The following is a 20,624-nucleotide window of genomic DNA, read 5'->3' as shown; positions in this document are numbered from 1 at the left end:
CCGTGGCAGCGAAGCGTCGTTGCTTGCATCCAGTGGCAGGAAAGCCACATCGTCAGCGCCCGTGATCGATGCCGCCGACCGGGCCCTGCACGACCTCTGGCGTGCCCTCGACACCGACCTCCCGGCCCCGGAGCCGCGCTGGACGGGCCCCTCCACCGGCCTCGCCTGCCCGATGCCGGTCGAGGCCCTCGCGCTCGGCGCCGTCGCCGCCGCGGCCGGTGCCGCCGGGCACCGCGCGCCGGACATCGACCCCGCCCGCGTCGGCAGCTCCTTCCGCGCGGACCAGCTCCTGCGCGTCGACGGCACGACGCCGGGCGGCTTCGCCCCGCTCTCCGGTTTCTGGCCCGCCGCCGACGGCTGGGTCCGCACCCACGCGAACTACCCCCACCACCGCGCCCGCCTCCTCGACGCGCTACAGGTTCCCGCCGATGAGGTGGGGCCGGCCATCGCCGCGCGCCCGGCACGCGAGGTGGAGGAGCTCGTCGTCGGGAAGGGCGGGATCGCGGTGGCCGTCCGGGATCGGCCGACCTGGGCCGCCACCGAGCAGGGGAGCGCCGTGGCGGCCGAGCCGCTCGTGACCGTGCAGCGCGCGGAGCGACCCGCACCCGTCGTCGGGACGCCGCGGGTGCTGGACCTGACGCGGGTGATCGCGGGCCCGGTCGCGACCCGGACGCTCGCGCTGACCGGCGCGGACGTGCTGCGCGTCGACCCGCCGTCGATGCCGGAACTGGCCGCGCAGCACCTCGACACCGGGCTCGGGAAGCGCACGACGGTCCTCGACGCGTCCGACCCCCGGCTCCGGGACCTGGCGGACACGGCCGACGTCGTCGTGACCGGGTACCGCCCCGGCGCACTCGACCGGTTCGGCCTCGCCCCGGAGGACCTGCTCGCGCGCCGGCCGGGACTCGTCGTCGTGCGGCTGGACGCCTGGGGCTGGACCGGGCCCTGGGCGGGCCGTCGCGGGTTCGACTCGATCGTCCAGGCCGCGTCGGGCATCGCCGTCGCGTGCGGGACGGACGAGCGGCCGGGCGCCCTGCCCGCGCAGGCGCTCGACCACGCGACCGGTTACCTCGTCGCGGCCGCCGCCCTGCTCGGGCTCGCGGAGCGGTCGACGCGGGGCGGCTCGATCCGGTCGCTGTCGCTGGCGCGCACGGGGGAGTGGCTGTGGGCGCACCCGGAGCTGGTCACCGACGCGCCGCCGGTCGAGCCGGTCCGGCAGACGCTGGGCGCCGTCGAGGTCCCGCCGCCGGTGTTCGGCGGGTCGTGGGCGGCGCCGGCGCACGAGCTCGGTGCCGACGCCCCGCGGTGGCGTCAGGTGTAGAGCTCGGGGCGCAGCTCGTCGACCTTCACCAGCAGCCCGTCGGGCGTGGTGAGCCGCAGCTGGCGCCCGAACGCCTCGTCGGTCGGGTCGACGCCGAGCCGACCGGCCAGGGCGTCGAGGTCGTCGGTCTGGAAGTTGAGCTCGACGGTGCCCTCGTCCTGCTCCGGGTTCGGCGGGTGCGCGAGCAGGCCGAGGCGCGAGCCGCCGAGCTCGAGCAGCACCCAGTCCCCGTCCCGGCTGCCGTGCACCACGGCCGCGCCGAGCTGCTCGTAGAACGCCACGGACGCGGCCATGTCCTCGACGTGCACCATCGGCCGGACCTCCACCCCTTCCCGACGACGGAGGCGGTCCTGCAGGGCCTCCGCCACCAGGTCCGAGAGGGAGAGCTGGACGTCGACGGCGTGGTGCTTCACCGCGCGGACGAGGTCGCGCGGGAGCGTCACGTTGAACTGCTGGCGGTCGTCGGGCACGAAGCTCAACCTAGACTCCTAGGGGCCTAGATCGCCAGGGGTCCCGTTCCGGTGACACCGGAGTGTCGTCGCTGCCACCGGGTGACAGCAACGACGCTCCGCTGTCACGAGGGGACTACCGCCGCGCCGCCCGCTTCTCGGCGCGCACGATGTTCATGACCGCCTGGATCAGACCCAGGTGCGTGAACGCCTGCGGGAAGTTGCCCAGGTGCCGCCCGGAGTGGGGGTCGATCTCCTCGGCGTAGAGGTGCAGCGACGATGCAGCACCGAGGAGCTTCTCGCACAGCGCGGTCGCCCGGTCCACCTCGCCGATCACGGCCAGCGCCGAGACCAGGGCGAACGAGCAGATCGTGAACGTGCCCTCCTCGCCGGAGAGCCCGTCGTCGGTGTCCTCGACGAGGTAGCGCAGCACCAGGTCGTCCTGGGTGAGCTCGTCGGCGATCGCGAGCACGGTCGCCCGGCAGCGCGGGTCGTCGGGGGAGAGGAACCCGACGATCGGCATGAGCAGCAGCGACGCGTCGAGCCCGGTGGTCGCGTAGTGCTGGCAGAGGACGCCGCGGTCGTCGACGGCGTGCGTGAGGACGTCCTCGCGGATCTCCTCGGCCGCCCGGCGCCAGCGGTCCTCGCGCTTCTCGTCCCCGCGCAGCGCGGCGAGTCGGGCACCACGGTCCGCGGCGAGCCAGCAGGCGATCTTCGACGTGGTGAAGTGCTGCGGCTCGCCGCGCACCTCCCACGGCCCGCGGTCGGGTCCGCGCCAGTTCTCCAGCGCCGCCTCGACCTGCGTCACGACGATCGACCACAGCCGGTCGTCGAGCCGGTCCCGGCTCCGGACGTACTGGTAGATCGCGCCGACCGCGGCACCCCAGACGTCGTGCTGGGCCTGGTCGTAGGCGCCGTTGCCGATCCGCACCGGGTAGGCGCCCTCGTACCCGTCGAGGTGGGCGAGCACCTCCTCGTCGAGCTTCGAGCGCCCGTCGACGCCGTACATGATCTGCAGGTGCCCGGCCGCCGCCTCGGCCGCCTCGGCGACGAAGTAGAAGAAGTCGTTGGCCTCCCAGTCGAAGCCCAGGGCGTACAGCGCCCAGAGCGCGAGCGCAGAGTCCCGGATCCACGAGTACCGGTAGTCCCAGTTCCGCTCGCCGCCCGGCGTCTCGGGCAGCGACGTCGTCGCGGCGGCCGCGATCGCGCCCGTCGGGGCGAACGTCAGGCCCTTGAGCGTCAGGGCGGAGCGCTGCAGGTAGGGCAGCCAGCGGTGGTCGGGGAAGTCGCCGCGGTCGAGCCAGTGCCGCCAGTGGTGCTCGGTCCAGGTGAGCCGCTCGAGCGCCTCGTCGACGTTCGCAGGCGGCGCGTGTTCGCTCCACGAGAGCGCGACGTAGCGCCACTCGCCCTCCTTGAGCAGCGTCCGCGACGTGGCGAGCGTCCCCTCGAACCCGATGTTGGTGTCGGTGGTCAGCAGCAGGTCCGAGCCGCCGCCGGACGCGCGCGCCGCGCGGTACCCGCCGTCGGGATAGCTCCACCGCGCGGGCTCGCGGCCGTAGTCGAAGACCGGCGCGCACTCCATCCGCAGCTGCACCTGCCCCGAGAGGCAACGGGCGACCCGCAGCAGGACGTGGTCGGCGTCGTAGTCGGTGGGCGCGCGGCGGTGCGAGCCCGACCGCTCCGTCTCGTGGTGCCACGGGCCCATCAGCAGCACGTCGAGGACCTGCAGCCAGCCCGACCGCGTGCACCACGTCGTCTCCAGCACCATCGTGCCGGGCACGTAGCGCCGGGCGGCGGGGACGTCGGCCCCGTCGGGGTGCAGGCGGAAGGTTCCGGCGTCGCGGTCGAGGATCGCCCCGAACACGCTCGGCGAGTCCATCCGCGGCAGGCACAGCCACTCGACGGCACCGTTCGGCGCCACCAGCGCGGTGGTCTCGCAGTCGGAGAGGAACCCGTAGTCGGCGATCGGCGGGAACGGGCTCCCGGTGCGCTCGTCGCTCATGGAGCGGGATCGTGCCGTACCACCGCTGCGACCGGCGCGGGGAGTCACCGATTACGGTGACCCGACATGGTCGTCCGCAACGCCCCCGTGATCTCCCCGCAGGCCCACGACGACGTCGAGCCGGTGCGGGTCGAGGTCGTCGGCGTGGTCGACCTGACGCCGCGGATGCGCCGGGTGCGGTTCGCCGGCGACGTCGACGGGCTGCCGGTCTCCGGCCCCACCGACCACGCCAAGCTCTTCTTCCCGACGTCGGGTGCCGAGGCCTCCCGCCCCGAGATCGGCCCGCGGGGGCTGGTGGCTCCGCTGCCGGGTCGGCCCCGCCCGTACCGGGAGTACACGCTGCGGTCGGTCGCCGACGGGGTCGTCGAGGTCGACTTCGTCCGGCACGGACACGGGCTCGCGGGCTCGTGGGTGGAGGACCCGGGCGGGGCGCTCTGGCTGTACGGGCCGCGGTCGTCCCTGCGCCACGACCCGCGCGACTGGTACCTCCTCGGCGGCGACGAGACCGCGTTGCCGGCCCTCGGTCGGTGGCTGCGGTCGTTGCCGGCGTCCGCGGTCGGCACCGTGTTCGTCGAGGTCGCGGACGCCGCGGAGGAACAGCCGCTGCCGGGCCCGGCGGGGATGACGGTGCAGTGGCTGCACCGGGAGGGCGCCGAGCCGGGGACGACGACCCTGCTCGGTGACGCGGTGCAGGCCTGGACCCGTCCCGAGGGGGAGGGCCTGGTGTGGATGGGCGCCGAGGCGTCGGCGCTGCGGCCCGTCCGTCGGCGCCTCCGTGACCTGCTGCCCACCGAGTGGATCGACCTCGATGGCTACTGGCGCCGCGGGGTGGAGGGCACCGGGCTCGGCTGATCCCCTGCGCGTGGCGCGCACAGTTCGGCGGGTCGACCGACCAGAGCCGGCGACTCCTACGCGTAGCGCACACATTCCGACGGTCTCGACGAACGACCTTGGCGACCCCTGCGCGTGACGCATACAGCGCGGCGGGTCGGGCGGCGACAGGTGGGTTCGCGAGCTACCACCGCACCAGCAGCACCACCGACCCTGACACTGAGGGTGACGTGGGGCAGGTCCCGGCGGCGGCGCGCCTGCCTGATGTGGACCTCGGCATCTCGGCGGCGGACCGCGACATGTGTCCGCGACGCGTCGGGGTGGCTGGAGTCGATCGTGCGGGGCGCCGGATTGTGTGCGCGACGCGTCGGAGTCGACGGGGTCGCTCGTCGGGTCCGCCGAATTGTGTGCGCGACGCGCAGGGGTGGCCGGAGTCGGTCGTCCGGGACGCCCGAGTGTGTGCGCGACGCGCACCGACCGGCCGTCAGGACCCGAGGACCTCGCGGAGTCGCACGGCGAAGGCCTTGGCCTGTCCCGGCCACGGCGCGTCCTCGGCGGCGAACCCGCCGTGCCCGCCCGGGAAGACGACCACGTCCTGGCCGAGCTGGTCGGCGAGGGCGCGGGTGGTGCGCCCGGTAAAGGTGTCGCCGGTCTCCTCGCCGACCGCGAGGATCACGCGCGTGGGCGCGGCCGCCAGTGCCTCGAGGTCCGGCCGGTACCGGACGATCGCGAGGGCGCGGTCGCTGAGCAGCGGGTCGTCGCGGGACCCGTCGTCGGAGCTCGGCATGCCGAACATCGCCGGGTCGGGGGCGGGCCGCGAGAGGTACTCCTCGGTGTACTCGCCGGACCAGGACGTGTACGCGACGAAGGCCGCCATCCCCGCACCCCAGCCGCGCTCGGCATAGGCGCGCCGGACGGCGTCGTGGCCCCGCTCGGCGGCCTCGGCGTCGGGGAGCACGGTGAGCAGCGGCGGTTCGTGGGCCACGAGCGTCGCGACGTCGTCGGGGTGGGCGGCCACCCACGCCAGGGCGGTCACCGCCCCGCCGCTGGAGGCGAGCACGTCGACCGGGCCGGCATCCAACGACGCGACCAGCCCGTGCAGGTCCTCGGCCTGGACCTCCGGCACCGACGTGTCGTCCCCGTCGGAGCGCACCGACCGGCCGAGCCCGCGGGGGTCATACAGCACGACGCGCCGCTCCGGCAGGTGCCCGGCGAGGGCGTGGAAGCCCTCCGCCGTCATCGGCTGGCCGATCATCACCAGCGGCCGCCCGTCGGCGGCGCCCAGCACGTCGTGGACGAGCTCCACCCCGGGCAGCGACAGCGTGTGCGTGGTCACATCGGTACGGTATCAGGACCGATCGGTGGACCGGAACAACCAGAGCAGGCCCAGCACCGGCAGGATCAGTGGGAAGAGGCCGTAGCCGATCCCGAAGTCGGTCCAGACCGTGTCGTCGGCGAAGTCCTGCGGCGCGAGCAGCGTGAACAGCCCGATGCCGATCACGCCGACCAGCTCGATCCACACCGCGACCAGGGCCAGCCGCCGCCGTCGCCGCCCGATCGCCACCGCGGCGAGGATGTAGACCGCGGCCGAGAACGCGGAGAGCAGGTAGGCGAGCGGGGCGAGCGAGAACTGGGTCGCGATCTGATAGAGCGCCCGGGCGCCCGCCGAGATCGCGAACAGCACGTAGACCGCCAGCAGGACCTTCCCGGGCCCGCTGTTGAGGCGGCGCTCCGTCACCTCAGACACCCGTCACCTCCCACACCTGCGTGGTCCGCAGCACCAGCACCGCGAACGTCACGCCCGCGATCGCGAGCACCACCGAGCCGTACCGGTTGCGCTCGCCGTAGGCCAGGGCCGCGCCGATCGGCAGCACCACGAGCAGGGCGATGAGGTAGCCGACGATCTCCGCGACCGCCCCGGCCGACCGTCCGGGCGCCACCACCAGCAGGACGACCGCGATCACGACCTGCGCCAGCGCGAGCACCTCTAGGGCCACGAGGGCGAGGCGGTGGTAGTACGTCGGCGCCTGGTCCACCAGGGCCGACACCCCGCACCAGAGCGCCCAGCCGAGGCCCGCCACGCCGAGCACCCAGGCGAGGAGAACGATCACGGTCCCCAGTATGGCCGCCGCGGGCGTCGGGCACTCTCGCGCCCATGTCCCGACGTGACCTCGCCGCCACCCTCCGCGACCTCGACGGCCAGAGCTACGGACGGTACAGGTCGCTGGTCGGGAGCTGGGACGTCGACGGCGGGACCCTGGAGGTCCTCCGCGCCCAGGCCGACCCGTTCGCCCCGCCGTCACGCGTCCGGGTCACCCTCCCCGGCGCCGCCCCCGACGAGCTGACCAGCACGGCCGACCGGCGCCGCGCCCACGCGTCGTTCCTGCTCCGCCGCCTCCACCGGCAGCTCCGGGGGACGCCCCTGCAGCTCGACGCGGGCGGCCAGGAGGTGCTCGACCGGACGGCCGGGCGCGTGCACCCCGACGGCACGGTCGTCGTCGAACTCGGCGCGCCCCTGCCCGGCCCGAGACGGCGCATCCTCGGCCGCGAGGCCGCGACGCTGCTCGGGGAGACGTTGCCGGCCGCGGTCGCCACGCTGCGCTGGGAGGGCCTTCCCGACGACGACCGCGGTGCGGCTCGCGCGTTCGCCGCCACGGTCGAGGACGCGGTCGCCCTCCGCGGCGCGCTGGCCGACCGGGGACTGGTCGCGTTCGTCGCCGACGGCGCCGTGCTGCCCCGCCGCTCGGGCATCGACGACCGCCCCCTGGAGCGCGCGGTTCCGATCGCGGCGCCCGAGGGCCTCCGGGTGACGCTGGCGACGCCGAACGCGGGACCCGTCGTCGGGATGGGGATCCCGGAGGGCGTGACGCTGATCGTCGGCGGCGGCTACCACGGGAAGTCGACGCTGCTGCGCGCGATCGAGGCCGGCGTGCACGACCACGGGCCGGGCGACGGGCGCGAGCAGGTCGTCGCGCGGGTCGACGCCGTGAAGGTGCGGGCGGAGGACGGGCGCAGCGTCGTGCGCAGCGACGTGTCCGCGTTCGTCTCGCACCTGCCGTCGGGGGAGCCGACCGACGACTTCTCGACGACGAACGCGTCGGGCTCCACGAGCCAGGCGGCGTCGATGGTGGAGGCGATCGAGGCCGGGGCGGGCGTGCTGCTCGTCGACGAGGACACGTCCGCGACCAACATGATGATCCGCGACGCCCGCATGCAGCAGCTCATCGCGACCGAGCCGCTCGTGCCGTTCGTGGAGCGCATCCGTCCGCTGCACGCCGAGCGCGGGGTGTCGTCGGTGCTGGTGATGGGCGGGTCGGGCGACTACCTCGGGGTGGCCGACACCGTGATCATGATGTCGTCGTACACCGCGAGCGAGGTGACGGCGCGGGCGCACGAGATCGCCGCCGCGACCCCCGGCCGCACGCAGGAGCACTCCGGGTTCCCGGCCGTCGCCGCGCGGGTGGTCGACCCGGGCTCGCTGGACCCGTCCGGGCGGCAGGGGAAGCGGCGCATCACCGCCCGTGGGGTGGACACGCTGACGTTCGGCGAGGACGACGTCGACCTGTCCGCCGTGGAGCAGGTCGTCGACCGCTCGCAGGTGACCGGCATCGGGCGCGCGATGGCACTGCTGGGCGACCACGTCCTCGACGGCGACATCACGCTCGCCGAGGGGCTCGACCTCGTCGACGCCCAGATCGCCCGCGAGGGGGTCGACGCGCTGCGGGACGGCCCGCGGGACCCGGCCGACCTCGCCCTGCCGCGCCGCCACGAGATCGCGGCGGCGCTGAACCGGCTGCGGTCGCTGCGGGTGCACGCCCTGCGTCGATAGACGCTCCGTGGCCGGAAGGTCTGATTGCGATGGGCTGAACGAGTGACGACCGACCAGTAGGGCGCGCGACTGTGGAACGCTCTGCGACGGCGGGGGGCTGCCGAGGGGGAGTGCGGAGGGGGCGGGTCGTGGGCGCGATGCCGATGGAGACCAGGGACGACGAGCGGCGGTGGGAGTTCTACCGCACCGCGATGGCGGCCTGGGTCGAGGCGGCCGGGCGCGCGCCCGTCCCCTCGCCGCGCGAGGCCCCGGAGGAGGCCCTGCGCCACGTCCCGCGGTAGCGGATCAGCCCACCCGCAGCGGGCGCCCGACCGGTCGTGCGGGGGTCGTCCCGACGACGGGTGTGGCCGGCTCCCCGTGCCCCGCGGCCTCGAGGGCGCGCCGGATCCGCGCGGCCACGGCGGTCAGGACGGCGGGCAGCTCGCCCGGTGCGGTCTCGTCGTCGTGCACGACGAGGCTCAGGGCGGCGGTGACGTCGCCCCGTTGGTCGTGGACGGGCACGGCGACCGCGAGGGCACCGTCGGTGAGTTCCCCGCGCAGTACGGCGACGCCGTCGCGGCGGACGCGGGCGAGGCGGGTCCGCAGCAGGTGCGGGTCGACCAGCGTGCGCGCCGTGTAGCGGGCGAGCGGACGGGCGAGGACCTCGTCGACGTCGGCGGGGTCGGCGTGGGCGAGCAGGACCGTGCCCGTCCCGGTCGCGTGCAGCGGCCAGCGGTCGCCGACGCGGCTGGTCACGGGGGCGCTGCGCCGCGAGCGCAGGGTCTCGACGTAGACCACCTCGTGCCCGTCGCGCACGCCGAGGTGGACGTTCCCGACCGTCGCCCGGTGCAGGTCGTCGAGGTGCGGGAACGCGATCTCGCGGAGCCCGAGACCACGCGGGGCGAGGGCGGAGAGCTCGAGCAGGCGCAGGCCGATCGAGAACCGGCCGTCCTCGCCGCGCTCCAGCCCGCCCCACGCGGACAGCTCGCCGACCAGGCGGTGCGTGGTCGACAGCGACAGGCCGGCCCGGCGCCCGATCTCGGAGAGGCTCAGGGCGCGGTGCTCGGGCCCGAAGGCGCCGAGGACGTCCAGGACGCGGCTCGCGGCGGTGCGGTGGGGCATCGCCTGCGATGTGACCACATCGGCGAGGTGCATCACAAGGTTCCTTGATGGTGTGGTGGGCGCATGGACAGCTCCGCCCTCGATGCCCTGGACGCGATCGACGTGCACGTGCACGTCGAGGCCGACGCGCACGGTCACTGCTCGCTCGACCCGGAACTGCTCGACGCGTCGGCCGGCTACTTCAAGGCCGGGGAGAACCGGACCCCGACCGTCGAGGACATCGCCGCGTACTACCGCCAGCGGAACACCGCGGCCGTCGTCTTCACCGTCGACGCGAGCAGCGCGACCGGCCACCCGGCCCTGTCGAGCGAGGAGATCGCCGACCGCGCCGCCGCCCACGCCGACGTGCTGATCCCGTTCGGCTCGGTCGACCCGCACGGCGGGGCCGCCTCGGTCCGGCGCATCCGCACGCTCGTCGCCGACCACGGTGTGCGGGGCTTCAAGTTCCACCCGAGCCTGCAGGGCTTCGAGCCGCACGACCGCCGGTACTACCCGCTCTACGACGCGATCACCGAACTCGGCGTCCCGGTCGTCTTCCACACCGGTCAGACGGGGATCGGTGCGGGCCTGCCGGGCGGGCGCGGCATCAAGCTGCGCTACTCCGACCCGATGCTGCTCGACGACGTCGCGGCCGACTTCGCCGAGCTGACGATCGTCATGGCCCATCCGAGCGTGCCGTGGCAGGACGCCGCCATCTCGATCGCCACGCACAAGGCCAACGTGTTCATCGACCTCTCCGGGTGGTCGCCGACGTACTTCCCGCCGCAGCTCGTCCGCGCGGCCGGACGCTGGTTGGCCGACAAGGTCCTGTTCGGATCCGACTACCCGGTGCTCACGCCCGACCGTTGGCGGCGCGACTTCGCCACGCTCGACCTCCCCGACGAGGTCCGCCCGCGCATCCTCAAGGACAACGCCCGCCGGCTGCTGAGACTGTGAGACCTCAGAAGCGCGCGATCTCGTCGTCGGTGTAGCCGAGCTCACGGAGTACCTCGGACGTGTGCTGCCCCATCGTCGGCGGCGGCCCGGACGGCGCCGGCGGGGTGGCGGCCTCGCCGGAGACGTGGACGGGGAAGCCGGTCCCGACGTACGTGCCGATCCCGGGCTGCTCCAGCGTCACGTGGTGGCCGCGCTCCTGCGACCACGGGTCGGCGTAGAGGTCGTCGAGGGTGTTGATCGGGCCGGACGGCACCCCGGCCGCCTCGAAGCGCTCCGCCCAGTGCGCGACGGGCTGCTGCGTCATGACCTTCTCGACGACGGCCATCAGCTCCTCGCGCCGCCCGGCACGGTCGGCGTTGGTGGCGAAGCGCGGGTCGTCGACCAGTTCATCGAGCGCGAGCACCCCGCAGAACCGCCGCCACAGCCGCTCGCTGCCCACGGCCACCACCAGCGTGCCGTCGGCGCACGCCATCGGCTGGTAGGGCACCACCGTCGGGTGCGCCGCGCCGAGCCGCCGCGCCCGCGGGGCGTCGTGGAAGACGTTCTGCGCGGCCCACGTGTGCCACACGGTCTGCGCGTCGAGCAGGGACACGTCGAGGTACTGGCCGCGTCCCGTGGTGTGCCGGGCGTGCAGGGCCATGAGGACCCCGACGATCGCCCACGTGCCGGCGTTGAGGTCCGCGACGGGCAGCCCGATCTTCGTCGGCGGACCGTCGGGCTCCCCGGTGACGCTCATGATCCCGCCCATGGCCTGGGCGAGGACGTCGTAGCCGGGCTTGTCGCGGTACGGCCCGGTCTGCCCGAACCCCGAGATCGCGAGGTGGATCAGCCGCTCGTTGCGCGCGGTGAGGGTGTCGTAGTCCAGCCCCCATCGCTCCAGGGTGCCGGGGCGGAAGTTCTCGACGAGGACGTCGGCGCGGTCGGCGAGCCGTCGCGCGGCGTCCTGCCCGTGCTCGGTGGACAGGTCGAGCACGATGCCGCGCTTGTTGCGGTTGGTGGACAGGTAGTAGAGCGACAGCCGGTGCTCGTCGTCGCCGAGGAACGGCGGACCCCACCCGCGGGTGTCGTCGCCGTCCGGGGGCTCGACCTTGATGACGTCGGCGCCCATCTCGCCCAGCCACTGCGTGGCGAAGGGGCCCGCCAGCACCCTCGACAGGTCCAGGACACGGATGCCTTCCAGAGGACGCACGATCACCGACCCTATGCTCGATGCATGCAGCACCGAGGGTCCGGCTCCGTTGCGCTGGGCGTCCGGTCCGTCCCCGTGGTCCTCGTCGCGGGCCACCTCGGGGTCGGGAAGTCCTCGCTGGTCAACCACCTGCTGCGCCACGCCGACGGGACACGGATCGGCGTGGTGGTGAACGACTTCGGCGCCCTCGGGATCGACGCGATGCTCGTCGCCGGGCAGGCCTCGTCGGTGACCGCGCTGTCCAACGGCTGCCTGTGCTGCGTGACCGACGCGGACGGGCTCTCCGGGGTGCTCGCCGACCTCGTCGCGCCCGAGACCGGGCTCGACCTCGTCGTCGTGGAGGCCAGCGGTCTCGCCGAGCCGCGCGAACTGGTGCGGCTGCTGCTCGCCTCGCCCGACCCGCACGCCGTGTACGGCGGCCTCGTCGCCGTGCTCGACGCGTGCGCACCGGACCTCGACCACGCCCGCCTCGCCGACCTCGCCGTCGTGAACGGGTTGGACCGGCCCGGGTCCTCGGGCGCCGTCGAGGCCGTCCGCGCCGTGGCGCCGGGCGCCGTCGTCGGGACCTCGCACGGGGCGCTCGACCCGGCCCTGTTCGTCGACCCGGTGCGCCGCCCGCAGCCCGCGCAGCTGACCCTCGACGTCCTGCTCCGCGAGGCCGACGGCGAGCACCCGCACATGGCCGCCTCCAGCGTGTCGTTCGCCGCGGAGCGTCCGCTCGACGCCGGTCGGCTCGCCGCGCTCCTCGAGTCCGGTCCGGCCGGTGTGGTGCGCAGCAAGGGGATCGTGCGGCTTCCCAACGGAGCGACGGGGGAGGAGGAGCGCGGGGGTGGCGTCCTGTCGGAGACCCCGGACGTCTGGGAGGTGCAGACGGTCGGCACCGCGATCCGGGTCCGCCCGGCGCCCGGACGCCTGACCACCCGCGGCGCGCGTCTCGTGTTCATCGGCACCGACCTGGACGAGCCCGCGCTCCGGGCGTCCCTCGAGGCGTGCGTGGTGCGCGAGGACGAGCCGGCGCCCTCCGAACACGCGGCCCTGGCCCTGACCCGCTACCGGATCGACCTGACCTCGGCCTGACCCACGCCGGCCGCAGGGGCGGACCGAGCCGCCCGCCGGAAACGCCCCCGTCCTCCGGAACCCGCCATGATCACGTCGAGTGGACGGTCAGTGCTGACGTCGCTCGCCGCGACAGCACCGACGGTCCACTCGACGTGATCACGGCCGCGGCACCCCGAGGGACCCCGGCTTGACCGGCTCCGCCCCGCCGTCCACCGTCTCCGAGGTGGCGAGCGAACCGGACGAGACGCGCGACGGCGTCGGGCTGACCCATCTCGACCAGGCGCTGCTGGCGGACGACACGGTGACGAAGCGGCAGCTCGTCGACCACCTCGACGCCGTGGCCGACCGCATGCTCCCGCTGCTCGGCAACCGCCCCCTGTCGGTGGTGCGCGCCCGCGGCGACCAGCGGTTCATGCAGAAGAACCTGCCCAAGGGCGCGCCCGACTGGATCCGCTCCGTCACGTTCTGGTCCGAGAGCTCGCAGCGCGACGTCCACTACGCGCTCGCCGGGGACCGGGCGACGCTGCTGTGGTTCGCCAACCAGCGGGCGATCGAGTACCACGTCCCGCTGACCACGGCCGACGAGCCGGGCACGCCGACCCACCTCGTGATCGACCTCGACCCGCCCGAGGGTGCCGACCTCGCGCCGGTCGTCGCGGCCGCCCGCGCGGTGCGGAGCGTGCTGCAGCAGGCCGGGTTCGAGCCCGCCGTCAAGACCTCCGGCGCGAAGGGGCTGCACGTGGTGACGCCGATCCGGCCCGCGGCCATGGAGGACGTGCACGCGGCCACGCGGGCGGTCGCCGCGCGGGCCGAGAAGCTCGAGCCCGACACCACGACCACCGCGTTCATCCGGGCCGACCGCGGCGGCAAGGTGTTCCTCGACGCCACACGGGCGGGCGGGGCGACGGTCGTCGCCGCCTACAGCCCGCGGGTCCGGCCCGGCCTGCCCGTGAGCTGCCCGGTGGACTGGGACGACCTCGACACCGTGATCCCGCGGGAGATCACGGTGCGCACCCCGGAGCGGTTCCTCGAGGGCCCGACCTGGACCGAGCGGCTCGGGGACGCCCGGCCGATCCCGCAGGACCTGATCGACGAGGGGCACACCATCCCCGTCGCCCGCGTTGCGGCGATGCACGAGGGGAAGCGCCGCAAGCGGGCGGCCGAGCGGGGTGACAGCTGACGGAACCCCGAGTATCAGGTACCTTCGGTATCGACTACACCGTCGTACCGAGGAGGAACCGTGCTCGGAGACCTGGCCGGGATCGGCCCCGTCAAGGACGCGCTCATCATCACCAACGCCCTGCTCGAGCGGGTGCTCGCGGAGCTGAAGGTCACCAACGTGACGCAGCTGGAGGCCGTGGTCACCGAGCTGCGGGCCGTCCGCGAGTCGGTGGACCGGCTCGTCGCCCTCCAGGAGCCCGGGCCGCAGGTCGCGGCGGGCTGACCCGACGACGGGTCGGCCTCAGCGGCGGGCCACCACGAACTCGCTGTCCAGCGTCGTCCCCGTCGCCATCGTCGGCAGCGGCCGGCCCCACTGCGCGGCCACGTCGACCGCCGGCGTGACCTTCGTGTCCCAGCCGTCGCGGCGCAGCTCGTCCGCCGGGTGCGGCCGCGGCTCGGTCATGTCGACGAGCCCGACCATCTCGACGCCGAACGGGCGCCCGAAGCGCGGCAGCACCGGGTCGTGCCGGAGCTGGGCGAACGCACTCGCGAAGTTCTCGACGACCACGGTGCTCCCGGGCGCGGTCAGGGTCCCGACGCGGTGCAGCAGGTCGGACTCGGCCGCCGCCGGCAGGAACGGCAGCAGGCCCTCGGCGAGGAACGCGGACGAACGGGTGTCGTCGAAGCCCGCCGCGCGCAGGGCGCCGACCCAGTCGTCGCGCAGGTCGACGGGCACCGCCACGCGCCGGCAGCGCTCCTGCGCCCCCGCCGTCGTCAGGACCTCGTCCTTGAAGGCGAGGACCTGGTCCTGGTCGATCTCGAACACGGTCGTCCCGGCGGGCCAGTCGACGCGGTAGGCCCGGGCGTCGAGACCGGCGGCGAGCAGGACGACCTGGTCGACCCCGGCGTCGAGCAGGGCACGGTCGAAGAAGCGGCTGCGCACGCCCTGGTAGGTCGACATCAGGGCCCAGAACTCGTCGACCCCCGTCGTCTCGTCGCCCACGCGCTCGGGGTCCGGCCACGGCTGGTCGGGCCGCGTGGGCACCGGCTGCGGGGTGTCCGCCCGCGCCACGAAGAGCTCGGCGTAGGGGTCCTCGACCAGGGGGTCGGGGCGGTGGCTCTCGACGGCCCGCCCCGCCGCCACCATGAGCGCGGTCCAGCCCACGCTCGAGACGATGTCCCACCGGTCGTCCGCGGTCCGCATGATCGCGGGATACCCGGTACTTGTGCAGCCTAACAATCTCCCGGACTGGCAGGGTGGGCCGGTGCGCTGGCTGCGACGGATCGGGATCACGCTGCTGACGGTCGTGATCGTGCTCCTCGCGGCGTCCGGGCTCTACCTCGCGTGGGACGACCTCGCCCCCGTGCGGGTGGCGGTCGACGTCCCCGGCGCCACGGTCGACGCGGCCGGCGTGCCCACCCACGTCGAGCACTGGCCGGCGCTGCACCCCTCCGGCAAGGCCCCCCTCGTCCTGGTGCCGGGCTTCGCGGAGTCGACCTACGTGTTCTCCCGGCTGGGCCCGCGCCTCGCCGCCGACCGAGACGTCTACGCCTACGACGTCCGCGGCTACGGCTTCACCGCCCACGTCGGGCCCTACACGCTCGCCTCCGACACCGACCAGCTCGCCGGGCTGATCGGCGCCCTGCACCTGACCCGGCCCGTCGTCCTGGGTCACTCCCTCGGCGCCGCCATCGCCCTCTCGCTCGCACTGCGGAACCCGACGGCACTGGGAGGGGTCGTCGCGGCCAACGGCGACGGCACGCCGTACTTCGGCACCGACCGCAGCAGCCCGGGCGGCGGGGGCCTGCGCACGGCCCTGACCCTGCCGCCGGTGGGACCCGCGGTCGTCACCGCGATCGTGCGGCACCGCGGCCCGGTCCGGAGCCTCGTCGAGAACCAGTGCGGGTCGGGGTGCCCCGTCGACGACGCGGCGATCGACCGCTGGCGCGCACCCTTCCTGACGCCGGGCGGGGTCTCCGCACTGCTCGCGATCGCGCGCCAACCGCTCATCGGGCTGACCGACGACCAGGAGCGGCAGGTCCGCGTCCCGGTCGCGATCGTGTTCTCGTCCCTGGACACGAGCTTCGACCGCGGGAACGCGGCGGCGATGGCGGACCGGGTGCACACGACCCTGGTGACCGAACTGCCCGACGCCCGCCATCTCGCCCTGCTCGGGGAGCCCGACCGCTTCCAGGCGGCCGTCACACCGCTGCTCGATCGGCTCGGGTGAGCGGACGGGTCGGGTGGGCACCCGGGCCGCATGGCTGACACCCGCAACGGTCCCGACCTGCACCCCATGACCAAGGAGCTCGCGTCCGGCGCGAACTTCGCCGCGGTCTCCACGATCCTGCCCAGCGGCCTGATCCAGTCGCAGATCCTGTGGGTCGCGATCAAGGACGGCCGCCTCGTCCTCAACACCGAGACCCACCGGAAGCGCTACCAGAACCTGCAGCGCGACCCGCGGATCACGGTGCTCATCCGGGACGAGAAGGACCCCTACCGCTACGCCGAGGTGCGCGGCGAGGTCACCGAGTTCACCACCGGCGACGAGGCCCGCAAGCACATCGACGAGGTGGCCCGCAAGTACTTCGGCAAGGACTACCCGCCGGAGGCCATCAAGTCCGAGCGCGTCATCCTCTGGATCACCCCGCACCGCCAGACGATCATCGACCAGAACGTCGACACCAGCGACTGATCACCCCAGCAGCACGAGCGCGCCGAGCGCGGTGATCCCGACGAACACCCAGGCGACGTAGTCCCCGACGTGCCCCGAGTGCAGGCGCTCGAGCCCGAGCACCGCGCGGTTCTGCCGGGGCACCCGGCGTCGCAGGACCGTCGGCAGCCGCCCGGCGTACACGGCGCCGAGGGCGAGGAGCACGGCGACGACGGCCGCGGCGGTCCCGACCACGAGTCCCGACGCCGACCACGCGACCTCGGCCGGCGGCGTCGTCGGGGGGACGCCGCCGAGCACGAGGTCCCGGTACCCGGCGCCGTCGACGAGCGCCGTGCCGGCGGCGCCGAGCACACCCGGCGTCAGGAGCCCGACGGCGAGCGAGCCGCCGAGCAGCAGCACCGGCCCGGCGAGCATCGTCACCGGGAGGCGCTCCAGCCGGCGGGTCTCGCGCTCCTCGCCCTCACCGGTCGTGCGTACGTCGTCGGCGCGGTCGGCAGGGAGCGGGCCGATCCCGACGAGGCGCAGCGCCACCCGTAGCACCGCCGCGCCGGTGAGGACCGCGACGAGCGTGAGGACCACGGCGACCGGCACGGGGACGGCCTGCTCGATCAGGCCCTTGCCGAGCGCCGACCCGAAGGGCGGGAGTCCGGCCAGGGCCAGCCCACCCAGGGCCATGAGCGCGGCGATGCCGCGGGACCGACGGCACGACCCGCCGAGCTCGATCTCGTCGACGCTGCCGTGCCGGGCCAGCAGGACCCCCACCAGCAGGAACAGGGCGCCCTTGACGCCGGCGTGGCCCACCACGTCGGTCAGCCAGCCCGCCGACGCCTCCGGGGACGAGACGGCGACGGCCACGACGAACGTGCCGATGTGCGCGATCGTCGAGTAGGCGAGCAGCCGCTTCACGTTGCGCTGGAGCACGCACATCACGGCGCCGAGCACCGCGGTGACGAGGCCGAGCACGGTGAGCGCCACCGTCACGTCGAGCGCGCCGAACACCACCGCGTGCACGCGGGCGAGGCCGTACACGCCCAGCGGCGCCATCACGCCCGAGAAGAGCACGCACACCGGGGTGGGGGCGACGGCGTGGGCGTCGGCGAGCCAGAAGTGGAACGGGACGACCGCGGCCTTGACCAGCCACCCCGTCGACACCAGGACGAAGGCGGCCACGGTCGCGGTGTCGGCCGGCAGGTGCGCCGCGCCGAGCGGGGCGAGCCCGAGCGTGCCGGTGCGGGCGTAGAGCAGGCCGATGCCGCAGAGCGTCAGGTACGCGCCGAGGGAGTTGACGATCCCGAACGTCAGCCCGCCCTGCAGCGAGCGCGCCTCCTCGATCTTGTACGCCGCCAATGCGAACCCGCAGGCGCCCATGAGCTCGAAGAACACGAGCATGTCGAAGAGGTCGCCGGAGAGGGCGAAGCCGCCGAGCCCCGCGACGAACAGCAGGACGAGCCCCTGGAAGTGGGCCTCGACGTCGGAGAAGTAGCGCCACGAGAAGAGCAGGGCGACGGTCGCGAGCGTCCCGACGAGGGTGACGAGCACGCGGGAGGCGCCGTCGACGACGAGCGGGATGCCGACCCCCGCCGGCCAGCCGCCCGCGGTGACCGCACCCGGCGTCAGGAAGGCGCCGGAGACCCCGACGGCGGCCGTGGTGAGGATCGCGACCCCGTCGACGACGGGGCGGGGCAGCCACCGCCCGCACACCAGCAGGAGGGCCGCGACGACGATGGGGCCGGCGACGACGCCCACCGGCGAGAGCGTGGTCATCCCCGCAGCTCGCGCAGCGCGTCCGGGTCGACGGTGCCGTGCCGCTTCGCGATCTGCACGGTGAGGGCGAGCAGGAGCGCGGTGACGGTCGCGGAGACGACGACGTCGGTGAGGGTCATCGCCTGCACCACGGGGTCGACGATCGGCGTGCTGCCGGCGCCGCCCGCGCCGAGGATCGGGATCGTCGCGTCGCGCTGGTAGCCGACGGCCAGCAGCAGGATGTACGTGCCGGACTGCGCGACCGACAGCGACACCACCGCGTGCACCAGGTCGTCGCTGCGCAGGATGCCGTACGCACCCACCACCACCAGCCAGAACGCCGTGCCGAACGCGACGACCGTGAGCAGCGTCGTCACCGGACCAGCACCTCCTGGCGCAGGAACTGGGCGACCAGCACCACGAGCCCGAAGCCGACGCCGATCCCCACCGCGACGTTGAGCAGGATCACGGTCGGGCTCGACAGCGGGTCGCCGAGCGTGCCGAACGGCAGCACCCCGCCGAGGAACCCGACGCCCGCGACCGAGCCCGCGACGCCGAGCCCGACGAAGCCCAGCGCCCCGACGGGCTCGGCGACCGGTGCCCACCGTCGCGGCCGGAGCCGTTCCAGCGCGGCGAAGCTGCCCGCGAGGTAGAGCAGGTGCACCGCCGTGGCGAGCACGACGCCGCCCTGGAACCCCCCGCCGGGCGTCAGGTGGCCGTGGAGCACGACGTCGAGGCCGACGAGCAGGGTCGCCGGGAGCAGGAGCCAGCCGGCGAGTCGGGTCGCGGGGGAGCGGGACCGGACGACGTCGGGTGGGGGCACGTCGACCCGCTCGTCGTCGGCGGGGCGGAGCAGGGCGACGGCGGCGGTCACCGAGGCGAGCAGGATCGTCTCCTCGCCGAGGGTGTCGAGGGCGCGCTGGTCGTAGTTCACGGTGGAGACGACGTTCGCGGTCGCGTGGGCGAGCGCCCCCGCGACGGCCGCGTCGCGGTAGGGGTGGACGTCGGTGCCGACCGGCGGGGCGCCGAGCACCGCGAGCACCCCCGTCGTCAGGAACCCGGCGGCGCCGAGGAGGAACAGCACGAGCCGGACCCGCGGGCTCATCGCTGCCGCCGGCGCACGGTGCGGACGGTCAGCATCACCAGCAGCGGCACGATGGCGGCGCCGATCGCGAGCTGCGAGAGGGCGACGTCGGGCGCGTCGAACAGCACGAACGTGACGCCGAGCAGGAGCCCGAACGCCGAGAGCGTCACGGCCTGCTTCTCGGGGTCCCGGGTCAGGGCGACCACGCCGCCCGCGACCGCGACGCCGAGCAGGGCGACCAGCAGCAGGACCGGGCTCACGACGGCGGATCCGTCCGCGCGAGCGCGACCTGCAGCACGGGAGCGGCGACCGCGAGCAGCACGACGATGACGAGCACGCCGAGCGAGGACGTCGACACCCCGAGGCTGAGCACGCAGGCGAGGCCGAGCAGCGGTCCGGCCACCGTGGTCAGCGGGGTGACCACGTGCAGGCGCTCGGCGGTCGTGGACACGAGAAACGCACCGACGCAGACGCCGATCACCACCAGGCAGGCGAGGGCGACGAGCACCCAGATCACGACGGTCACGAGCGGCGCCGGAGCAGGCGGGTGAACACGAGCGTCCCGGCGAACGCGAGGAGCACCAGGACGAGCGGGACGATGAGCATGCTCGTCTGGCCGAAGGCGACGGACAGCACCGTGAGCAGCAGGACCGTCAGCGCCGTCGCGAGCTGGAGCCCGACGAGCCGCTGGGCGGCGGTGCCGCGCGCGCTCAGCAGCAGGGCGGGGCCGACGAGGGCGAGCAGCAGGACCCCGGCCGCGACCTCGAAGGGGCTCACCGGGCGACCGCCCGCTCCAGCGCGGTGGGCTCGTCGCCCAGCGCGTGCAGCTCGAGGCTGCCCTTCTCGTTCTCCTGCACGTAGCTGCCGGGCGTCGCGCCGATCGCGATCGTGCCGAGCGCCCGCCGGGCGTCGGCCCGCGCGTGGTGCTCCTCGGGCAGCGTGAGCGTGCGCGTCGTCCCCAGCGGCGTCCCGTCGCGCCGGGCCCGGACGATCCCGACGACGAGCCGCCCCAGGTCCCCGACGACGGCTCCCGGCAGGTACCGCAGCCACCCGAGCCACGCCCACCGCGGTCGTTGCGCGATGCCGAGCGTCCGCCGCGTGGCCAGCCCGACGCCCGCGCACACGAGGGCGCAGACCGTTCCGGCGACCAGCTCGACGACGTTGACGGTGGTGAGGGTGGAGACCCACAGCACCACGAGCAGCGCCGTCCCCGTGACCACGCCGGCGCCGGTCCTCAGCATGGG

At 74.5% G+C, this 20,624-nt stretch carries 25 protein-coding genes; 10 read left to right on the top strand and 15 right to left on the bottom strand.

Annotation, left to right across the window (positions count from 1 at the left end; translation table 11 throughout):
- Positions 1-61 precede the first annotated feature (61 nt).
- Positions 62-1,321, top strand: coding sequence for a CoA transferase (locus A3CO_RS34310; protein ID WP_018335084.1), 1,260 nt, complete (start codon positions 62-64; stop codon positions 1,319-1,321).
- On the opposite strand, the gene A3CO_RS40265 is transcribed toward A3CO_RS34310, so the two are convergent.
- Together A3CO_RS40265 and A3CO_RS0125425 are read right to left on the bottom strand one after the other, a co-directional pair.
- The gene (locus A3CO_RS40265; protein WP_018335083.1) at positions 1,312-1,791 is read right to left on the bottom strand and encodes a VOC family protein; all 480 of its coding nucleotides are present in this window, start codon (positions 1,789-1,791) and stop codon (positions 1,312-1,314) included. The genes A3CO_RS34310 and A3CO_RS40265 overlap by 10 nt on opposite strands.
- A 115-nt stretch (positions 1,792-1,906) precedes the next feature.
- Positions 1,907-3,772, bottom strand: a complete 1,866-nt coding sequence (locus tag A3CO_RS0125425) for a glycoside hydrolase family 15 protein (RefSeq protein WP_018335082.1) — start codon at positions 3,770-3,772, stop codon at positions 1,907-1,909.
- 66 nt (positions 3,773-3,838) lie between these two features.
- On the opposite strand from A3CO_RS0125425, the gene A3CO_RS0125420 reads away from it, so the two are divergent.
- A complete protein-coding gene (locus A3CO_RS0125420; protein ID WP_018335081.1) occupies positions 3,839-4,624 on the top strand; it encodes a siderophore-interacting protein in 786 nt (261 codons plus the stop codon).
- 463 nt (positions 4,625-5,087) lie between these two features.
- Here the strand turns inward: A3CO_RS0125420 and A3CO_RS0125415 are convergent, their stop codons facing one another.
- From A3CO_RS0125415 to A3CO_RS0125405, 3 genes are read right to left on the bottom strand one after another with little or no spacing between them, the layout of a single operon-like run.
- Positions 5,088-5,939 (bottom strand): alpha/beta fold hydrolase, encoded by an 852-nt coding sequence (locus tag A3CO_RS0125415; RefSeq protein WP_018335080.1) that lies wholly within the window; start codon positions 5,937-5,939, stop codon positions 5,088-5,090.
- Between the two features lie 12 nt (positions 5,940-5,951).
- The gene (locus tag A3CO_RS34300) at positions 5,952-6,341 is read right to left on the bottom strand and encodes a hypothetical protein (protein WP_018335079.1); all 390 of its coding nucleotides are present in this window, start codon (positions 6,339-6,341) and stop codon (positions 5,952-5,954) included.
- Between the two features lies 1 nt (position 6,342).
- On the bottom strand, positions 6,343-6,714 hold the full coding sequence (locus A3CO_RS0125405; RefSeq protein ID WP_018335078.1) for a hypothetical protein: 372 nt from the start codon (positions 6,712-6,714) through the stop codon (positions 6,343-6,345).
- Between the two features lie 44 nt (positions 6,715-6,758).
- Between A3CO_RS0125405 and A3CO_RS0125400 the strand changes: the two genes are divergently transcribed.
- Together A3CO_RS0125400 and A3CO_RS38455 are read left to right on the top strand one after the other, a co-directional pair.
- The gene (locus tag A3CO_RS0125400) at positions 6,759-8,432 is read left to right on the top strand and encodes an ABC-ATPase domain-containing protein (RefSeq protein ID WP_018335077.1); all 1,674 of its coding nucleotides are present in this window, start codon (positions 6,759-6,761) and stop codon (positions 8,430-8,432) included.
- Between the two features lie 128 nt (positions 8,433-8,560).
- Positions 8,561-8,713: a hypothetical protein gene (locus A3CO_RS38455; RefSeq protein WP_018335076.1), complete on the top strand. Its 153-nt coding sequence runs from the start codon at positions 8,561-8,563 to the stop codon at positions 8,711-8,713.
- Between the two features lie 4 nt (positions 8,714-8,717).
- Here the strand turns inward: A3CO_RS38455 and A3CO_RS0125390 are convergent, their stop codons facing one another.
- On the bottom strand, positions 8,718-9,566 hold the full coding sequence (locus A3CO_RS0125390; RefSeq protein ID WP_245561594.1) for an IclR family transcriptional regulator: 849 nt from the start codon (positions 9,564-9,566) through the stop codon (positions 8,718-8,720).
- Between the two features lie 30 nt (positions 9,567-9,596).
- Here A3CO_RS0125390 and A3CO_RS0125385 point away from each other — a divergent pair, with 30 nt between their 5' ends.
- The gene (locus tag A3CO_RS0125385; protein WP_018335074.1) at positions 9,597-10,469 is read left to right on the top strand and encodes a 4-hydroxyphenyl-beta-ketoacyl-CoA hydrolase; all 873 of its coding nucleotides are present in this window, start codon (positions 9,597-9,599) and stop codon (positions 10,467-10,469) included.
- 4 nt (positions 10,470-10,473) lie between these two features.
- Here A3CO_RS0125385 and A3CO_RS0125380 read toward each other — a convergent pair whose 3' ends face one another.
- The gene (locus tag A3CO_RS0125380) at positions 10,474-11,658 is read right to left on the bottom strand and encodes a CaiB/BaiF CoA transferase family protein (RefSeq protein WP_026205002.1); all 1,185 of its coding nucleotides are present in this window, start codon (positions 11,656-11,658) and stop codon (positions 10,474-10,476) included.
- A gap of 24 nt (positions 11,659-11,682) precedes the next feature.
- Between A3CO_RS0125380 and A3CO_RS0125375 the strand changes: the two genes are divergently transcribed.
- The 3 genes from A3CO_RS0125375 (at position 11,683) to A3CO_RS0125365 (ending at position 14,161) form a co-directional block, all read left to right on the top strand.
- The gene (locus tag A3CO_RS0125375; protein WP_018335072.1) at positions 11,683-12,735 is read left to right on the top strand and encodes a CobW family GTP-binding protein; all 1,053 of its coding nucleotides are present in this window, start codon (positions 11,683-11,685) and stop codon (positions 12,733-12,735) included.
- 205 nt (positions 12,736-12,940) lie between these two features.
- Positions 12,941-13,897, top strand: a complete 957-nt coding sequence (locus tag A3CO_RS0125370; protein WP_026205000.1) for a DNA polymerase domain-containing protein — start codon at positions 12,941-12,943, stop codon at positions 13,895-13,897.
- Between the two features lie 60 nt (positions 13,898-13,957).
- Complete coding sequence (locus tag A3CO_RS0125365; protein ID WP_018335070.1) at positions 13,958-14,161, top strand: hypothetical protein; 204 nt, start codon at positions 13,958-13,960, stop codon at positions 14,159-14,161.
- A gap of 18 nt (positions 14,162-14,179) precedes the next feature.
- On the opposite strand, the gene A3CO_RS34295 is transcribed toward A3CO_RS0125365, so the two are convergent.
- Complete coding sequence (locus A3CO_RS34295; protein ID WP_018335069.1) at positions 14,180-15,082, bottom strand: SAM-dependent methyltransferase; 903 nt, start codon at positions 15,080-15,082, stop codon at positions 14,180-14,182.
- A gap of 61 nt (positions 15,083-15,143) precedes the next feature.
- Here A3CO_RS34295 and A3CO_RS36330 point away from each other — a divergent pair, with 61 nt between their 5' ends.
- Complete coding sequence (locus A3CO_RS36330) at positions 15,144-16,109, top strand: alpha/beta fold hydrolase (RefSeq protein ID WP_018335068.1); 966 nt, start codon at positions 15,144-15,146, stop codon at positions 16,107-16,109.
- Between the two features lie 30 nt (positions 16,110-16,139).
- A complete protein-coding gene (locus A3CO_RS0125350; protein WP_018335067.1) occupies positions 16,140-16,574 on the top strand; it encodes a PPOX class F420-dependent oxidoreductase in 435 nt (144 codons plus the stop codon).
- Here the strand turns inward: A3CO_RS0125350 and A3CO_RS0125345 are convergent, their stop codons facing one another.
- The 7 genes from A3CO_RS0125345 to A3CO_RS0125315 are packed head-to-tail and all read right to left on the bottom strand — an operon-like array spanning position 16,575 to position 20,621.
- Positions 16,575-18,317, bottom strand: coding sequence for a complex I subunit 5 family protein (locus A3CO_RS0125345; RefSeq protein ID WP_018335066.1), 1,743 nt, complete (start codon positions 18,315-18,317; stop codon positions 16,575-16,577).
- The gene (locus tag A3CO_RS0125340; protein ID WP_018335065.1) at positions 18,314-18,673 is read right to left on the bottom strand and encodes a sodium:proton antiporter; all 360 of its coding nucleotides are present in this window, start codon (positions 18,671-18,673) and stop codon (positions 18,314-18,316) included. Before A3CO_RS0125340 ends, A3CO_RS0125345 begins: the two co-directional genes overlap by 4 nt.
- Positions 18,670-19,401, bottom strand: coding sequence for an MnhB domain-containing protein (locus tag A3CO_RS0125335; RefSeq protein ID WP_018335064.1), 732 nt, complete (start codon positions 19,399-19,401; stop codon positions 18,670-18,672). The genes A3CO_RS0125340 and A3CO_RS0125335 overlap by 4 nt, the downstream gene beginning before the upstream one ends.
- A complete protein-coding gene (locus tag A3CO_RS0125330; protein ID WP_018335063.1) occupies positions 19,398-19,640 on the bottom strand; it encodes a DUF4040 domain-containing protein in 243 nt (80 codons plus the stop codon). The genes A3CO_RS0125335 and A3CO_RS0125330 overlap by 4 nt, the downstream gene beginning before the upstream one ends.
- Positions 19,637-19,906 carry a monovalent cation/H(+) antiporter subunit G gene (locus A3CO_RS0125325; RefSeq protein WP_018335062.1) on the bottom strand — a complete coding sequence of 90 codons (270 nt, stop codon included), beginning with the start codon at positions 19,904-19,906 and terminating at the stop codon, positions 19,637-19,639. Before A3CO_RS0125325 ends, A3CO_RS0125330 begins: the two co-directional genes overlap by 4 nt.
- Positions 19,903-20,157, bottom strand: a complete 255-nt coding sequence (locus tag A3CO_RS0125320; protein ID WP_018335061.1) for a monovalent cation/H+ antiporter complex subunit F — start codon at positions 20,155-20,157, stop codon at positions 19,903-19,905. Before A3CO_RS0125320 ends, A3CO_RS0125325 begins: the two co-directional genes overlap by 4 nt.
- On the bottom strand, positions 20,154-20,621 hold the full coding sequence (locus A3CO_RS0125315; protein ID WP_157647838.1) for a hypothetical protein: 468 nt from the start codon (positions 20,619-20,621) through the stop codon (positions 20,154-20,156). The genes A3CO_RS0125320 and A3CO_RS0125315 overlap by 4 nt, the downstream gene beginning before the upstream one ends.
- Between the last annotated feature and the right edge of the window lie 3 nt (positions 20,622-20,624).

The organism is Actinomycetospora chiangmaiensis DSM 45062, assembly GCF_000379625.1.
Classification (GTDB): domain Bacteria; phylum Actinomycetota; class Actinomycetes; order Mycobacteriales; family Pseudonocardiaceae; genus Actinomycetospora; species Actinomycetospora chiangmaiensis.
Note: the sequence above shows the minus strand (reverse complement) of the source record. Positions and strands in the feature narration are given on the sequence as shown.

Coding starts and splice junctions, on each gene's coding strand:
- A3CO_RS0125390 (WP_245561594.1), bottom strand. CDS start 9,566: ATGCACCTCGCCGATGTGGTCACATCGCAGGCGATGCCCCACCGCACC.
- A3CO_RS0125335 (WP_018335064.1), bottom strand. CDS start 19,401: ATGAGCCCGCGGGTCCGGCTCGTGCTGTTCCTCCTCGGCGCCGCCGGG.
- A3CO_RS0125350 (WP_018335067.1), top strand. CDS start 16,140: ATGGCTGACACCCGCAACGGTCCCGACCTGCACCCCATGACCAAGGAG.
- A3CO_RS34295 (WP_018335069.1), bottom strand. CDS start 15,082: ATGCGGACCGCGGACGACCGGTGGGACATCGTCTCGAGCGTGGGCTGG.
- A3CO_RS0125385 (WP_018335074.1), top strand. CDS start 9,597: ATGGACAGCTCCGCCCTCGATGCCCTGGACGCGATCGACGTGCACGTG.
- A3CO_RS0125400 (WP_018335077.1), top strand. CDS start 6,759: ATGTCCCGACGTGACCTCGCCGCCACCCTCCGCGACCTCGACGGCCAG.
- A3CO_RS0125315 (WP_157647838.1), bottom strand. CDS start 20,621: ATGCTGAGGACCGGCGCCGGCGTGGTCACGGGGACGGCGCTGCTCGTG.
- A3CO_RS0125345 (WP_018335066.1), bottom strand. CDS start 18,317: ATGACCACGCTCTCGCCGGTGGGCGTCGTCGCCGGCCCCATCGTCGTC.
- A3CO_RS0125375 (WP_018335072.1), top strand. CDS start 11,683: ATGCAGCACCGAGGGTCCGGCTCCGTTGCGCTGGGCGTCCGGTCCGTC.
- A3CO_RS0125420 (WP_018335081.1), top strand. CDS start 3,839: ATGGTCGTCCGCAACGCCCCCGTGATCTCCCCGCAGGCCCACGACGAC.
- A3CO_RS0125425 (WP_018335082.1), bottom strand. CDS start 3,772: ATGAGCGACGAGCGCACCGGGAGCCCGTTCCCGCCGATCGCCGACTAC.